The sequence below is a fragment of the Streptomyces sp. NPDC056161 genome (assembly GCF_042268025.1).
Lineage (GTDB): Bacteria > Actinomycetota > Actinomycetes > Streptomycetales > Streptomycetaceae > Streptomyces.
In genome coordinates this window covers 16,460-31,542 of sequence record NZ_JBHJUV010000004.1, presented here as the reverse complement: position 1 = coordinate 31,542, position 15,083 = coordinate 16,460, and the positions used below count along the sequence as shown (strand labels likewise).

Below are 15,083 nucleotides of genomic sequence, written 5' to 3'. Positions count from 1 at the left end.
GTTCAAGACGTTCAAGACGTTCACATTCAAGATGTTCAAGACGTCCGTCGGGATCTCCGGGAACCCCGGGTGTCCCCGATGTCATATTCCGGGCGTCACGTCCACAGCACGGCGATGAAGATGTTCACCGCGGTCAGCAGACCCACCACGCCGAACATGTTCTTGTCCACGCGCTCCTCGTCCCGCTTCACATAGACGAGACCGAGGATCACGATCAGCACGAGCAGCTTCACGCCGATCTTGATGTTGTTGACGTGGTGGTGGTCGGCCTCGTTGAGACCGACCAGGATCGCGCCGGTGACCAGCATGGTCAGCGCGCCGTGCAGCATGGCGGGGACGAAGCGCGCGGTGCCCTGCCCCATCGCCTTCATCTGGGTGAGGAAGCCGCCCAGGAGGGCGGCGATGCCGATGATGTGCAGCGCGACGAAGAGATGGATGAGTACGTCCATGCCCGGAGCCTAATGAGGGGCGGAAAGGCGGCCGGGCACCGGCCCCCGCCTTCGGGCATCGCACGGCATATGCCTGTCTCATAGCACCAGGCGGACCGCGTGCGCCCCGGAAGCGCCGCTTCGGTCAGCGCGTCACGTGAACTCGGCGGTTCCACATCGCCCTCACGGTCACATACGGTCACCGTTGGCACCCTCGGCACCAGTTCCGTACATTCCGTTACCGACTCGTCACAGTCGGGCCTAGCGTCCTCCACCAGCGGCCGGCACTCCTCCGCCGGCCGCACCGACCACTCGTAGGACAGCAGGAAAGGACGTGACGGTCCAGGTGGCAGCCCACCGCAAGCCCCGGAACCGCCCGCTCGGCGGCAGTACGGCCCGGACGGCCGCCACCCTCGCCCTGGCGGGCGCGGCGACCGCGACGGCCTTCGACGGCACCGGACACGCCGAGCCGCAGCGGACACCGGACCAGGTCAGGGCCGAGGTGGACGAGCTGTACCAGGAGGCGGAGGCCGCCACCGAGAAGTACAACGGGGCGAAGGAGAAGGCGGACGCGGCGCAGCGGCGGCTGAGGTCCTTGCAGGACGAAGCGGCCCGCAGGGAGGACCGGCTCGACTCGGCACGGGACGCGCTCGGCACGGTCGCGGCGGCGCAGTACCGCAACGGCGGTCTCGACCCCGCCCTCCAGCTGGCGCTGTCCGCGGATCCCGACCAGTACCTGGAGGGGGCCGAGTTCGCCGAGCGGGCGGGCGACCGTCAGTCGGCGGCGGTGACGCGGGTACGGAACCAGTTACGGGAGATCGAGCGACTGCGCGGCGCCGCGCGGATCGAAGTGGCCTCGCTGCGATCCCGGCAGGCCGAGCTGGAGCGGAGCAAGCGGACGATCAACGAGAAGCTGGGCACGGCCCGGCAGCTCCTGGACCGCCTGTCGCCACCGGAACGGGCCGGCGTGACCGCCGAGGGGAGCGGGGGCGACCGTGCCTCGCGTGCGGATCCCGGGGACGGGCGCACCGCCCTGCCGGTCGCGGGGCCGGTCGCGGCGCCCGGTCCCCGCGCGGCGGCGGCCGTGGCGTACGCCTACCAGAAGATCGGCAGCCCGTACGTGTGGGGCGCGACGGGCCCGAACGCCTTCGACTGCTCCGGTCTCGTCCAGGCCGCCTACCGATCGGCCGGCGTGGCCCTGCCCCGTACGACCTACGCCCAGATCAGCGCGGGCCGACGCGTCTCCCGTTCCGAACTGCTCCCCGGTGACCTGGTGTTCTTCTACTCCGGCGTCAGTCATGTCGGCATCTACGTGGGCAACGGCCAGATGATCCACGCCCCGAACCCGTCGGCTCCGGTGCGGCTGGCCCCGGTCGGCCAGATGCCGTTCGCGGGGGCGACCCGGGTGGTGTGAGGCTCCTCGGCCGACCGCGCCGCCACGCCACGTCCGACTTCGGGCAGGAGTCCGTACGACGGCTAGAGCTGGAGGCTCCCTGCCAGACGGGACTGGGCCGGTTCTCGGCGCTCTCGGGAGCGGGTTGCGAGGGCGTCACGGGCAAAGGCGACGGCGGTCCGGCGGTTCATTTCCGCACCGGGTGCCATCACTTGCACAACGGCTGTGGCGGGAGGGTGTGCGTCGGAGGTGGCGGTACGGCGACGGCAACCCCGGCACAGGCCGCCGTTGAAGGCCGAGGGACGCCCTGGAACGCCGCAGTCGGTGCACTCCGGCATGAAGAGGCGGTTGTCCGGTACGGATCCGGAGACAGGTACAGCTACGGGTACGGGTACGGGTGGCAACTTGTCACGGAGCCGGCGGGCGACGAACCCACGCGGAGAGTGGACGACATCGGGCAAACCGCCGGTCAGGGCATGGGTGACGGTGAGAGCGCTCGCGCCGCACTCCAGCCAGGGGATGACCAGGTCTGCCAGGGCCTGGCAGTCGGCGGCGGACAGGGCGAGCCGGGGTTCACGGCTGCCGAGTCGGGCGAGGACGTGGTAGGCGGTGGTGGCGTGCGACCCGACGGGCAGGGACTCGACTGGCTGGGGCACGTCCGGCGCGTCGATGGATGGGGCGGTGAGGCCGGTCGTCGGATTGACAGGGTTGCCGGGCGTGGGGGCGGAGCCGTCCGGGGCCTCACCGGCATCCAGGAAGGCCGCCCACCAGGCGTCGTCCCGTGCGGTACGGGACCAGTACGTACGGAAGACCCAGCGGGTGCCGACCTCGCCGACGGCGGCCAGTCCCCGGGCGCGGTGCAGGTGACCGGCGCGGGACAGGCTGGTGAGCGCGCTGCGGACCGCCTGCTGGCCGTACAGGGGCACGACCTTGGCGAGGCTCTTGATGTCCATCGCAGCACCGTCGGGCAGCCCCTCGATGAACCCGGCGATGTACGCCTCACGGGCCGGGAGATGCGAGAAGTCGGTGGGGACGCGGGCGGCGGTACCGGGTTCGGCCGGGACAGTTCGCTTCCCGTAGCCGGGGCTGGCCATGGGCTGTGCGGGGACGGGCAGGTCAGCGCTAGAGTTTTCGCAAGCCACAGGATCGCTCTCACGTTTCGATCTTGGGGTGAGACCCCGGCGGGTGCGCTAACACCCGACCGGGGTTGTTTGTTGTCGCGAACGCTAGAGGGTGACGACGGCGGGTTGCAAGCCGGTCACGAAAAGTCATGTTCCCTGGCAGCCAGGCAAGTTGAGCACTGGACGACTCAGGCCCTCGGGCGCGGGAGGGTGGGTGGTGGGTTCAAACCCACCACCCATTCCTTGCAAACGCGGCTCGACTCCCGGCTCTTGTCTCTCGAAGCTCAAGCGCCGGTACGGGCGTACCCGACGAACGCGGCCCAGGCCGCCCCGGCGACGGCGAAGCGGGGGCTTGGGGGGCCGAGCTTCGAGTCTCGGATGTGGATGGTGTGGGGGCATGTGGCTACTTCGAAGCAGGCGCCGCCCTCGCTGTCGCTGTAGGTGGACTTGCGCCAGTCCAGGGCAACTTCGAGGCAGGCACCGCCTTCGGTACCGCTGTAGCTGGACTTGAACCACCGTAGGTCGTTGTTCATGGCCCCTCCGCCACCTTGCCGATGAATCGCGCAGACTCCGAAAGACTCAGCGCCTGCCTCAGGATCATTGCATGGCGCTGTGTGGCGATACTGACCCGATCCGGATCCGAGTAGAGCACCCCAGTCGTCTGCCCTTCCTCATACCCAAGGTGCTCGTGCTCTGCTGTCTCCAGCAAGACAAGCGGTCCGTTGAGGCCCGGATGTGCCCCGAGGATCGGCAACACCTGCATGGTCACGTTCCGCTGCTCAGCAAGAGCAAGCAGATGACGCAATTGACGCGCGTGCGCGTCGGCCCCTCCTACCTGGTTCCGCAGTGCTGATTCCCCGATGACGAAGCTGAAGGTTCTGGTCTGCCTCGCCAGAAGGTTCTGCCGTTTGAGACGAGCGGTCACACGCTCCTCGACCGTTTCGTCATCCAAGGGCGGCCAGTGGGCTTTGAGCAGCGAGCGGGTGGTCTCTTCTGTCTGCAAGAGGCCGGGGATGAGCAACGGCTCGTACCAACTCAAGGAAATGGCCTCGGACTCGTACCGGATGAAGTCCTGCGAGAACGTTGGGAACGGCTCCGGCTTCAAATACTCCTGAGCCGCGACGAGTTTCCCGCCCGCCCCGCAGACCTGATCGGCGATCTGGAGAAACCGCAGGGTGGGCCTTCGGCGGCCGTTCTCCATGGACTTGACGTACTCGTAGTCGTAACCGGCCTCCTTGGCCAGCGCATCGCGGCCGACACCGGCGTCCGTGCGCCACATCTTGATCTGGCTGCCGCAGTACCGCCAGGCGATCGGCGGCTGGGAGTTCACCTCGTTCGTCATACACACCTCCGCCGGATCCACGCGAGGTACGGCTACTGGCTGTACCTGCGCCGTTACTCGTGAGGCTACGCGCGGGCCGGGACCGTGATCTCGCCAAACGTCAAAACATCGACGCAAGGAATGAACAGCGCATGCAGACCCAGCGGCTCCCGCTGCCCAGGACGGCCCCGAAGGACATCGAGTTGCGCCTGCCGCGTCACGCGCGAAGCGTGGGCAGAGCGCGTGCGCTGTTCCGCGAACAGGCTGCGTCCTGGGGGCTGCAGCAGGACGTGACGGACACGGCGGAACTGCTCCTGAGCGAACTGATGACGAACGCGTACCGCCACGCGAACGCCCCGGACGGCGCGGAGATCCGCGCCCGCTGCGTGGTGACGGAGGACCGGGTCCAGGTGACGGTGTCCGACGCGAACGACACCCTCCCGACGCCGGGCACGGCCTCACTGGAGGACGAGTCGGGCCGGGGGCTCGCGTTGGTAGCTGTGCTGGCGGACGACTGGGGTGCGGTGAGGAGGGAGTGCGGTGTCGGTAAGGAAGTGTGGTTCGAGCTCGTCACACAGCTTTCAAACCCCACGTAGCAGGTCACTGGTGAGCGCTGCCGTCAAGCCGTCGTCGATGCGCCCACCGGGCGTTCACACCAGCCGGCGTGCCGTGGCCCATCGCGTCAGCTCGTGCCGGTTGGACAGCTGGAGCTTGCGCAGGACCGCGGAGACATGGGACTCGACCGTCTTCACCGAGATGAACAGCTGCTTGGCGATCTCCTTGTACGCATAGCCGCGAGCGATGAGGCGCAGCACTTCGCGCTCACGCTGGGTGAGCCGGTCCAGGTCCTCGTCGACGGGCGGGGCGTCGGTGGAGGCGAAGGCGTCGAGGACGAAGCCGGCCAGCCGCGGGGAGAAGACGGCGTCGCCCTCCTGGACGCGGAAGACGGAGTCGACGAGGTCCGTACCGGTGATCGTCTTGGTGACGTAGCCGCGGGCGCCACCGCGGATCACCCCGATCACGTCCTCCGCCGCGTCCGACACGGACAGCGCGAGGAACCGCACGGGCCGCTCGGCGTCGGCCATCAACGCGGCGCAGCGGCGCAGCACTTCGACGCCGCCGCCGCCCGGCAGGTGCACGTCGAGGAGGACGACCTCGGGCCGGGTCGCGGTGATCACCGTGACCGCCTGGTCGACGTCGGCGGCCTCACCGACGACCTCGACACCGGTCTGCTCGGTCCGGCCGATCTCGGCCTGGACGCCCGTGCGGAACATCCGGTGGTCGTCGACGAGGACCACGCGTACGCGGCGCTCGTCCACGCCGTCGGAGGGCTGCCCGTCGGCCTGCCCGGCCGGGTCCGCCGCTGCCGCCGTGCCGTTCGCCTCGGTCGGGTCGCTCATGACGTCTTCTCCGCCCTCTCCATCTCCAGCTCGACCTCCGTGCCGCCGTCCGGCACCGCGCGCAGCCGCGCCGTGCCGCCGTTGCGCTCCATACGGCCGATGATCGATTCTCTGACGCCCATGCGGTCGGCGGGTATCGAATCGAGGTCGAAGCCCGGACCGCGGTCGCGGACGGACACGAAGACCGTCCTGCCCTCCACTTCGGCGTAGACCTGAACGGCGCCGCCCTCGCCACCGTACTTGGCCGCGTTGACCATCGCCTCACGCGCGGCCTGCATCTGGGCCGCGGTCTTCTCGTCGAGCGGGCAGTCGCCGACCACGACGACCTCTATGGGCACGCCGTGCTTGTCCTCCACCTCCGCCGCGTTGCGCCGGACCGCGTCGGCGAGGGTGGTCGGCTCGTCGTCCTCGTCCTTGCCGGTGCCCTCGGGTTTGTACAGCCAGGTGCGCAGGTCGCGTTCCTGGGCGCGGGCCAGGCGACGGACCTCGCCGGCGTTCTCCGCGTTGCGCTGGATCAGGGTGAGGGTGTGCAGCACCGAGTCGTGGACGTGCGCCGCGACCTCGGCGCGCTCCTGGGCGCGGATGCGCATCAGCCGTTCCTCGGACAGGTCCTGGGTCATACGGACCAGATAGGGACCGGCGAGCAGGGCGATGCCGACGATGACGGCGAGCGCGGCCTGGAGGACCGAGCCTAGGTGGGCGGCGGAGCCCTGGAGCACGAAGATCGCCGAGACCCCGGCGGTGACGAGCAGGACGCCCGCGCCCGCGCGCAGCAGCGTGAGGGTGCGGCGGCGACCGCCGACCTCGACCCAGCGGGCCCGGCGGGCGTTGTCCGCCTGGCGCCAGACGAGGGCGACGCCCGCGGCGACCAGGACGGCGGGTACGAGGTACGCCTTGGCCCCGCCACCGAGCTTGACGTTGCTCACGAAGACCATCGCGACGACGACCATGAGGAGCAGCGCGAGGATCTGGCCCCGGTCCGGTTTGCGGGTGACGAGCCTGCGGCGGCCGTCCGGCGCGGTCTCGGCACCGACCAGGGACGGCGGCCTCTGGTCGCCGACGCCGCCGACGCCGAGCGGGACGAAGAACCAGAACGCGGCGTACAGCAGCCCGCCGAGGCCGTCGGCCATGAACAGGCCGACGAAGACGAGCCGCACCCAGATCACAGGCAGCCCGAGGTGCCCGGCGAGCCCTCGCGCGACGCCGCCGAGCCAGCGGCCGTCGCTGCTGCGGTAGAGCTTGCGCGGTGCCCGCGGTTCGACGAGTGGCGCTGTTGCGGCTTCCGGCATGCCATCGATGGTCACACGGCGGCAGGGGCAGGGCATCAGGGTCTACCCCAATACGCCCCTGATCTTCGCGGTACGGCCCCGGGTCCGATGCGAAACGGGGGCGGGGCGGGGTCCGGGACCGGCACAGAACGGAGGGGCACCGCGGGGTCCGGGACCGGCGTGGAACCGGCCACAGCAGGGGTCCTCCACCAATGCGACCTCGGCCGAGGACTCAGGTCCGCGGACCGGCGCGACCGGCCGCGGAACGCGCCCCTGGCATCGTCTCAGGGCGATTTCAGGGTTCGGCCAGGGTCGCCGTGACTGCCGTCGCGGCGGCCGGGCCGTCACCATGGAGACATGACCGATCACGACCACGCCGCGACGGGTCCGGGACCCGGCCCCGGCCCGCGCCCCGCCCCGGGCAGCGGGCCGTCGGGTGCCGCACCCGCCGCGGCCGACACGAGCGGGACGCGCGGCGACACGGGCGCGCCCGGCACCGACGGGACGACGGGCGACGGCGCCGGGCCCCTCGTCGGGGGCGGTGTGCCGCCGCTCCGGGCGTTCCGGCGCGATCGGCGGCACAGGGTACTGGCCGGGATCTGCTCGGGCCTCGGGCGGCACACCGACATGGATCCCGTGATCTTCCGGATCACCCTGGCGGTGCTGGCCGCGAGCGGGGGCGTCGGGCTCATCTTCTACGGGTTCGCCTGGCTTTTCGTGTCGTACGACGACGAGGAGGAGAACGAGGTCCGCAAGCTGCTGACCGGCCGGGTCGACGGGCAGGCCCTGGCGGCCGTGCTGTTCGCCCTGGTCGGCTGCGGGGTGTTCCTGGCCATGCTGAGGAACGGCGGCGTGCTCACGTTCGCCGTCGTCGTCTCCTTGCTGCTGGCCGGTGCCGGGTACTGGTCGCAGCGGCGCGGCGTCCCCGCCCCGGACCCTTCGCCAAGCTCTCGGCAGAGCTCGGGCCGGGGCGGTCCCGTCGCCGCCCCGGTGTTCCCGGACGCCCCGCCGGAGGCCCAGGCGCCGCCCGCGCCGCCCGCGTACCCGTCCTGGTGGCGCGACCCCATCGTGAAGGACGGCACACACGTGGGCGGCACCGGATATCTGTGGGGTCCGGGCGACGCGTTGGGGGCGGACCCGTTCCGGCCCGTCGGCCCCGGCGTCTTCCGGGATGCCCGCGGCAGCGGACGTGCCCCGCGCCCCGCGGTGCCCAGCCCGCGCGGCCCGCGCTGGATCGGCGGCTGGATCTTCCTGCTCGCGCTGCTGGCCGGCGCCCTCGGCGCGGGTGCGATGTGGGACGGGCACCCGCTGGGCACCAGCCTGCAGACCGGGCTGGCCTGCGCGCTCGCCGTCTTCGGTCTCGGCATCGCGGTCAGCGCCTTCCTGGGGCGCACGGGAGCCGGTTCGGTGTTCCTCGCGCTCGTCACGGCGGCGCTGCTCGCGGGTTCGGCGGCACTGCCCAAGGACATCACCACGCACTGGCGGACCACCTCTTGGCAGCCGGCCGCGGTGGCGGAGGTGCGGCCCAAGTACGACCTCGGGACCGGGGTCGGCACGCTGGACCTGACGAAGGTCCGGCTCAGCGAGGGGCAGTCCCTGTCGACCAGAGCCCAGGTGGGTGTGGGCCGGCTGCGGGTCGTCGTGCCGCCCGACGCGACCGTGCGGCTGAGCGTGGATGTGGGGGTGGGCGACATCCAGTTGCCCGGGGACGGCAAGGAGGACGTGGACGTGGCGCCCGGCAAGCACAAGGAGGTGACGCTGTCGCCGACGACGCCGCCCGGTAAGAACGGCAAGAGCGGCGGCACCCTCGACGTCGACCTCCAGGTCGGTGTGGGACAGGCGGAGGTGAGTCGTGCAGGGTCATGAGTTCCAGCCGGGCAAGCTGGTCATCGGTGTCTTCCTGAGCGGCGCGGCCGTGGCGTACGCCGGTGACGCGGGCGGCCTGTGGGACACCCCCTGGTTCGCGATGGTCCCCCTCGTCGTGTGCGGCCTGTGCCTCGCGGGCGCGGCAGCCGTGCTGGCACGGCTCATACGCAGACGACGCACGGCGACCCGGACAGTGCCGCGAAGAGACACGGGCAACTGAGCGACACCGGCGGCCACCGGGCCCCGGACGGCCGACGGGCCGACGGGCCGACACCGCAACCACGGCCCGTACGGCGACGCCCCTTGGCAGGGGACCACTCGGCGGCGAAGCCCTCGGCAGGAGAGCGCTCGGCGGCGAAGCGCTCTGCTGAGTGATCAGCCGAGCACCGCGCCGGGATGGTCAGTGGAAGGTTCCCGACTGTCGCCTTGTGCGCAGGACCGAGTCCAAGGAGAGATAGGGCGCCCCGGCCAGGACGAGGGGCAGCCAGGCCATGAGATAGGCGAGGTCGTTGCCGTAGTAGTAGGGGGTCGAGGCCCAGCTGACGGTTAGCCACAGGCTGAGCGAGATCAGCGCACCGCCCAGTGCTGCCAGCCGGGAGAACAGGCCGATCAGGATGCCGACGCCGACGGCGAGTTCGCCGAAGGCCATGGCGTAGCCGAAGCCGACGGGGTTCTTCAGGGCCAGGTCGACCAGGGCCGGGACGGCCGAGGAGTCGCGGACCGCTCGCATGGTGTCGCCGATGGAGCCGGAACCACCGGACTTCAGGAAGGCCCTGTCGGTCAGCTTGTCCAGGCCGGCGTAGATGAAGGTGATACCGAGGAAGACACGCAAAGGAAGGAGGGCGTAATGGGTGGCGTTCTCCCGCCAGTCATGGCGACCGTCGACATAGGACGTATGCATTTCGGAACGAATACCATGAGTCATTGCAAACTGCCGCCTCTCACCCGCGTGTCAGGCCCTCGCCAGACCATACGTATGACAAACGGCGTCTGCTCAATCCTCCCCCGGGACGTTTTTCCGATATCGGAGGACGGATGTACGCCGGTCGGACCGTACCCCTCGCACGCGCTCACCGGCCGGTCGGACCGTGCCCCCCGCACCCGTTCACCGGCCGCTCACTCCGTGACCTCGACGACACAGCGGTTGGTCACCACGCCCGCCGCGGTGACCACCTGCACCTCCACCGATCCGGGTTCCACCTCAGCCGGGACCGGGACCGTCAGCACACCGTCCGTCGGATTGCTGAAACCGCCCGCTACGGGGATCAACGGGACGTGTACGTTGACCGCGCCTATGCGGACGACCATGCGGGAGAGGCGGTCGGCGCTCTGGGCGCCGGGCGGGACGAAACCGGCGCCGCGGATCTCGATGTCGTCGCCCGTACGGATCGGCCCGTCCAGGTCGCCGGCCTCGCGGGCGCGGACCACGGAGAGGATCACCGGACGCCCGCCCTCCGCGTACTTCCCGGCCAGATAGGTGGCGGCGGACACCAGGACCAGTACGGCCAGTCCCCAGGGCAGGTCGGGGAGCTGGTCGGGGCGGCGGGCGAGCCGTACCGCGGCGAAGACCAGGGCCACCGCGCCGATCACGACGTACTGGATGTCGGTGAACGTGCCCCGGCCCGCGTCGTCGGTCAGCAGGTCGGCCGCGCGCGGCCGGTGCGCTCGTGCCTTCTGCAAGCGCTGGCCGAGGATGCGCAGGCCCACCACCCGCCGGACGAGTACGGCGATCCCGCAGACCACCGCGAGGACGGTCACCACGCCGGCCCCGCGGGCCAGGTCGAGACCGGAGATCAGCGCGTCGCGCTCGGCCGGGTCGGAGGCGGCGGCGAGCCGGCCCGCCAGGACCAGGACCGCGTACGCCACGAACAGCACCCAGGCCGCCGCGACGGTCCGGGAGGTGGAGAGCCGGTTGTCCTCGCCGATGACCGGAGCCAGCGCCCCGCCCCGGGCCCGGTGGAACCAGGAGGCGGCACTGAGCGCGCAGACCACCACCAGCGCGGCGAGCAGCCCGGCGGTGCGGGCGCCGGTCCAGCCCGCGCCGACCGCCGTCAGCGCCTGGACGAGCAGCAGCAGGACGACGGCCGCCCACAGCACGTAGAGCGTGCGCAGCCACAGTCGTGCCAGCCAGGCCGTGCCCTCCGCCCGGCCGCGCTCGGCGACCGCCACGGCCGACTGCGTCAACTCCTCGGAGACCCACTGGCGGGAGGCGGAGGCCGAGTAGGCCACCGCCGCCGGCAGGCCCCGTCCGGCCGCGAACTCGTCGCGTCTGGCGACGAATTCGGCGACCGCCCGGCGGTGCCCCTCGCGCGCCCCGTGCGGGCAGTCCCCGCAGGTGCAGCCACCCCCGTGGGCGGCCGTCCCCGCACCCTGCCCCGCCTCCTGCACCGCCACGCCCGACGCCCGCCTTCCCCACGACCCGCGGCGCGACCGGCGGGCCCTCTCGGGGCTCGACCGCCGTCACGCAACTCCCTTGTGCTGACTGCGAATTGTGCCCTATGCCGAGGAACCGGCGTCCGGCAGGTACGGTCACCGCGGGTGAGGCACGGCCCGCCGTGTTGACCCGGCTCGGGGAGATCGCCGTACCACGCGGGGGGCCCGTCCGCGGCCCAGGCCCCGGGCGGCCGACTGCCGCACCTCTCCGCCCGGACCGGCGTCGGGCGCCACCGGCCGACGGCGGCCCGCGGTGCGGCCGCCTGGTCCACGTACGCCGCACATCCGCCGTACGTCCGCCACACGTCCGCCGCACGTCTGCCGCACGTCTGCCGCATGTCTGCCGCATGTCCGCCGCACGTGGACCAGGCGGCCGCCATACGCGCGCCATGCGGCCCCCACGAGCCCACGCCCGTACCTACGCGGGCGTCCACGCCCGTACCTACGCCCGTACCCACACCGGTCGGCCACCACCACGGCGCACAGCTGCTGCGGGCACCACGGCGCGCCGTTGCTGCGGGCACCACGGCGTACCGCTGCTGTGGCGGGGCCGCGCGAGTTCCGAGGGCTTCGGCCGGGACGACGCGGGCTAACTGAGCAGATCCGGCTCGCTGCGGCTGATGTCCTGCCACAGGGGCTGATAGTTGATCCAGGCCACCAGGTCGCCGCCCAGTTGCTCGCGGGTCGCCACCGCCAGTCTGTGGTCGATCAGGACCGGCCGGCCGGCCGCCTTCGCCGTCAGCTGCACCTGGCAGGACCGCTCCATCGACAGGAACCACCAGGACGCCGCGTCCACCGAGTCGCCGACCGTGAGCAGCCCGTGGTTGCGCAGGACGAGCGCCTTGCGGCTGCCGAGCGCGGCCGCTATCCGGCGGCCCTCCTCGGCGTCGACGGCGACACCCGTGTAGGCGTCGTAGAGGGCGTGGTCCTCGTAGAAGGCGCAGCTCTCCTGGGTGATGGGGTCGAGCAGGTCGCCGAGCGCGGCCAGCGCCCGGCCGTGCACGGAGTGGCAGTGCGCGACCGCCGCGACGTCCGGGCGGGCGGCGTGCACCTGGGCGTGCACGGTGAACGCGGCCTGGTTGACGTGGTAGCGGCCCTCGATGACCTGCCCATCCTGGTTGGCCAGGACGAGATCGCTGACGGTGACGTGCTTGAACGGCATCCCGAACGGGTTGACCCAGAAGCAGTCGGAGTACTCCGGGTCGCGCGCGGTGATGTGCCCCGACACCCCGTCCTCGAATCCGGCCCGCCCGAAGATCCGCAGCGCGCCCGCGAGCCGTTCCTTGCGGTGCCGTCGTTCGGCGTCGAGCGAGTCGTGCATGGGCGGCATCGCGAACTGCAACTGGTCGGTGGGCAGTGGCAGCGGCGGGGTGGGGGTCGGCCCGTGCATAGGTCCTCCAGCACTGGGTTGCGTTACGGGGCGGAAGTTACCGTCGGTCAGCGCAGGAGAACAGAGAAGTTGCGCAAAGATGACGTCCGCAAGGGAAACCCGACAGGAGATGTCCGGTATGGCAGCGAGGGTGGGGGCATGAACTGGGCAGCCTTCAGCACCACCGCACCGGAACTCGCGAGCCGCGCCGAGCGGCGCTTCGGCGCGTTCCGTCACCACGTCCTCGCCACCCTGCGCCGCGACGGCTCACCGCGCACCAGCGGCCTGGAGGTCCGCTTCCTGGACGGCGAACTCTGGCTCGGCATGATGCCGCACTCGCTCAAGGCGCTCGACCTGCGCCGCGACCCGCGCTTCGCGCTCCAGTCGAACCCCGGCGACGGCACGGACCTCGGCGAGGGCACGGACCTCGGTGACGGCGACTTCCGGGTCGGCGGACGCGCGGTCGAGGTGGAGGATCCGGGCGTGAAGGAGGCGTACGTGAAAGAGGTGGAACCGCCGCAGCCGTTCCACCTCTTCCGTGCCGAGCTGACGGAGGTCGTGCGGACCTACATCGCGGACGGCACCTTTCTGGTCACCGAGATCTGGCAACCGGGCCGGCCGCTGCGCACGCTCAGGCGCCGCTAGGGCCCCGGCGGTACCCGGGGCTCACTCCCACTCGATGGTGCCCGGCGGCTTCGACGTCACGTCGAGCACGACGCGGTTGACGTCGGCGACCTCGTTGGTGATCCGGGTCGAGATGCGCGCGAGGACGTCGTACGGCAGCCGGGACCAGTCGGCGGTCATGGCGTCCTCGGAGGAGACGGGCCGCAGCACGATCGGGTGGCCGTAGGTGCGGCCGTCGCCCTGGACACCGACGCTGCGGACGTCCGCGAGCAGCACCACCGGGCACTGCCAGATGTCGCGGTCCAGGCCGGCCGCGGTCAGCTCCTCGCGGGCGATGGCGTCGGCCTCGCGGAGCAGGTCGAGCCGCTCCTTGGTGACCTCGCCGACGATACGGATGCCGAGGCCGGGGCCCGGGAAGGGCTGGCGCTGGACGATCTCCGCGGGCAGCCCCAGCTCCTGGCCGACCATCCGGACCTCGTCCTTGAACAGCTTGCGCAGCGGTTCGACGAGCTGGAACTCCAGGTCCTCCGGGAGCCCGCCCACGTTGTGGTGGGACTTGATGTTGGCGGTGCCGGTGCCGCCGCCGGACTCGACCACGTCCGGGTAGAGAGTGCCCTGCACCAGGAACTCCACCGCGGGGCCCTCGTCGGCGATGATCTCGGCCTGGGCCTGCTCGAAGACCCGGATGAACTCCCGCCCGATGATCTTCCGCTTCTCCTCGGGGTCGGCGACCCCCTTGAGGGCCGCGAGGAAGCGCTCCTCGGCGTCGACGACCTTCAGCTGGACGCCGGTGGCGGCCACGAAGTCCTTCTCGACCTGCTCGGTCTCGCCCTTGCGCATCAGGCCGTGGTCGACGTAGACGCAGGTCAGCTGGGAGCCGATGGCCCGCTGGACGAGTGCGGCGGCCACCGCGGAGTCCACGCCGCCGGACAGGCCGCAGATCGCGCGCTTGTCGCCGACCCGCTCGCGGATCGCGGCGACCTGCTCCTCGATCACGCTGCCGGTGGTCCAGGACGGGGTCAGGCCCGCGCCGCGGTACAGGAAGTGCTCAAGCACCTGCTGGCCGTAGGTGGAGTGCATCACCTCGGGGTGGTGCTGGACGCCGTAAAGCCGCTTCTCGTCGTCCTCGAAGGCGGCGACCGGTACGACGGCGGTGGAGGCCGTGACCGTGAAGCCCGCCGGGGCGGCGGAGCAGGCGTCGCCGTGCGACATCCACACGGACTGCTCGGCCGGGGTGCCCTCGAACAGGGTGGAGGACGGCTTGGAGACGTGCAGATCGGTGCGGCCGTACTCGCGGGCGCCGGTGTTGTCCACCGTGCCGCCGAGGGCCCGAGCCATCAGCTGGAAGCCGTAGCACATGCCGAAGACGGGGACGCCCGCCTCGAACAGTGCGCGGTCCACGGTCGGGGCGCCCGCCTCGTACACGGAGGAGGGGCCGCCGGAGAGGATGATCGCCGCGGGGTTCTTGGCGAGCATCTCGACGACCGGCATGGTGCTCGGCACGATCTCGCTGTAGACCCGCGCCTCGCGGACACGACGGGCGATGAGCTGGGCGTACTGCGCGCCGAAGTCGACGACCAGAACGGTGTCGGGGGTGGCGGCAGCGGGAGTCGCTGATGACACGGGGTGCCTTCCGGCGGGTTTGGGCGGGGGTTGCTGGTTCCCGATTCTAACGGCGCGGGCGTGACGGCCTCGCCGCGCCGGCCACGGCCCGCTCCGGAGCCCGGCCGGACTCCCGGCCCCGCCGCCGAAACCCGTGTCATGGCATACTGGACCCATGCTCACGCATGCGACCTTCCTGTTTACCTATGGCAACCGGCCCACCGGCTGCCATGGTCGTGCTGCTTGAGCAACTGACAA

At 71.3% G+C, this 15,083-nt stretch carries 16 protein-coding genes; 6 read left to right on the top strand and 10 right to left on the bottom strand.

What is annotated here, in order from left to right:
- Positions 1-95 precede the first annotated feature (95 nt).
- Positions 96-449, bottom strand: coding sequence for a hypothetical protein (locus ACFC09_RS05350; RefSeq protein ID WP_376524149.1), 354 nt, complete (start codon positions 447-449; stop codon positions 96-98).
- Between the two features lie 325 nt (positions 450-774).
- Here ACFC09_RS05350 and ACFC09_RS05345 point away from each other — a divergent pair, with 325 nt between their 5' ends.
- Positions 775-1,842, top strand: a complete 1,068-nt coding sequence (locus ACFC09_RS05345; protein WP_376524391.1) for an NlpC/P60 family protein — start codon at positions 775-777, stop codon at positions 1,840-1,842.
- A gap of 62 nt (positions 1,843-1,904) precedes the next feature.
- On the opposite strand, the gene ACFC09_RS05340 is transcribed toward ACFC09_RS05345, so the two are convergent.
- From ACFC09_RS05340 to ACFC09_RS05330, 3 genes are all read right to left on the bottom strand, one after another.
- On the bottom strand, positions 1,905-2,915 hold the full coding sequence (locus ACFC09_RS05340) for a MarR family transcriptional regulator (protein WP_376524148.1): 1,011 nt from the start codon (positions 2,913-2,915) through the stop codon (positions 1,905-1,907).
- 311 nt (positions 2,916-3,226) lie between these two features.
- On the bottom strand, positions 3,227-3,475 hold the full coding sequence (locus ACFC09_RS05335; RefSeq protein WP_376524147.1) for a DUF397 domain-containing protein: 249 nt from the start codon (positions 3,473-3,475) through the stop codon (positions 3,227-3,229).
- Positions 3,472-4,284, bottom strand: a complete 813-nt coding sequence (locus tag ACFC09_RS05330) for a helix-turn-helix domain-containing protein (protein WP_376524146.1) — start codon at positions 4,282-4,284, stop codon at positions 3,472-3,474. The genes ACFC09_RS05335 and ACFC09_RS05330 overlap by 4 nt, the downstream gene beginning before the upstream one ends.
- 131 nt (positions 4,285-4,415) lie before the next feature.
- Here ACFC09_RS05330 and ACFC09_RS05325 point away from each other — a divergent pair, with 131 nt between their 5' ends.
- On the top strand, positions 4,416-4,859 hold the full coding sequence (locus ACFC09_RS05325) for an ATP-binding protein (protein WP_376524145.1): 444 nt from the start codon (positions 4,416-4,418) through the stop codon (positions 4,857-4,859).
- A gap of 54 nt (positions 4,860-4,913) precedes the next feature.
- Here ACFC09_RS05325 and ACFC09_RS05320 read toward each other — a convergent pair whose 3' ends face one another.
- Together ACFC09_RS05320 and ACFC09_RS05315 are read right to left on the bottom strand one after the other, a co-directional pair.
- Entirely contained in the window at positions 4,914-5,663 is a 750-nt protein-coding gene (locus ACFC09_RS05320; RefSeq protein WP_376524144.1) for a LuxR C-terminal-related transcriptional regulator, read from the bottom strand.
- Positions 5,660-6,952, bottom strand: coding sequence for a PspC domain-containing protein (locus ACFC09_RS05315; RefSeq protein WP_376524143.1), 1,293 nt, complete (start codon positions 6,950-6,952; stop codon positions 5,660-5,662). Before ACFC09_RS05315 ends, ACFC09_RS05320 begins: the two co-directional genes overlap by 4 nt.
- 336 nt (positions 6,953-7,288) lie before the next feature.
- Between ACFC09_RS05315 and ACFC09_RS05310 the strand changes: the two genes are divergently transcribed.
- Entirely contained in the window at positions 7,289-8,797 is a 1,509-nt protein-coding gene (locus ACFC09_RS05310; protein WP_376524142.1) for a PspC domain-containing protein, read from the top strand.
- A complete protein-coding gene (locus ACFC09_RS05305; RefSeq protein ID WP_376524141.1) occupies positions 8,784-9,017 on the top strand; it encodes a hypothetical protein in 234 nt (77 codons plus the stop codon). Before ACFC09_RS05310 ends, ACFC09_RS05305 begins: the two co-directional genes overlap by 14 nt.
- A 180-nt stretch (positions 9,018-9,197) precedes the next feature.
- Here ACFC09_RS05305 and ACFC09_RS05300 read toward each other — a convergent pair whose 3' ends face one another.
- Positions 9,198-9,722 (bottom strand): DoxX family protein, encoded by a 525-nt coding sequence (locus ACFC09_RS05300; protein WP_376524140.1) that lies wholly within the window; start codon positions 9,720-9,722, stop codon positions 9,198-9,200.
- A 191-nt stretch (positions 9,723-9,913) separates the two neighbouring features.
- On the bottom strand, positions 9,914-11,191 hold the full coding sequence (locus tag ACFC09_RS05295; protein WP_376524139.1) for a hypothetical protein: 1,278 nt from the start codon (positions 11,189-11,191) through the stop codon (positions 9,914-9,916).
- Positions 11,192-11,619: 428 nt separating this feature from the next.
- On the opposite strand from ACFC09_RS05295, the gene ACFC09_RS05290 reads away from it, so the two are divergent.
- Entirely contained in the window at positions 11,620-11,823 is a 204-nt protein-coding gene (locus ACFC09_RS05290) for a hypothetical protein (RefSeq protein WP_376524138.1), read from the top strand.
- Here the strand turns inward: ACFC09_RS05290 and ACFC09_RS05285 are convergent.
- Positions 11,820-12,620 (bottom strand): class II aldolase/adducin family protein, encoded by an 801-nt coding sequence (locus tag ACFC09_RS05285; RefSeq protein ID WP_376524137.1) that lies wholly within the window; start codon positions 12,618-12,620, stop codon positions 11,820-11,822. The genes ACFC09_RS05290 and ACFC09_RS05285 overlap by 4 nt on opposite strands.
- Before the next feature lie 138 nt (positions 12,621-12,758).
- Here ACFC09_RS05285 and ACFC09_RS05280 point away from each other — a divergent pair, with 138 nt between their 5' ends.
- Positions 12,759-13,244, top strand: coding sequence for a pyridoxamine 5'-phosphate oxidase family protein (locus tag ACFC09_RS05280; RefSeq protein WP_376524136.1), 486 nt, complete (start codon positions 12,759-12,761; stop codon positions 13,242-13,244).
- Positions 13,245-13,265: 21 nt separating this feature from the next.
- Here ACFC09_RS05280 and guaA read toward each other — a convergent pair whose 3' ends face one another.
- Positions 13,266-14,846: a glutamine-hydrolyzing GMP synthase gene (gene guaA, locus ACFC09_RS05275; protein WP_376524135.1), complete on the bottom strand. Its 1,581-nt coding sequence runs from the start codon at positions 14,844-14,846 to the stop codon at positions 13,266-13,268.
- Positions 14,847-15,083: the final 237 nt, after the last annotated feature.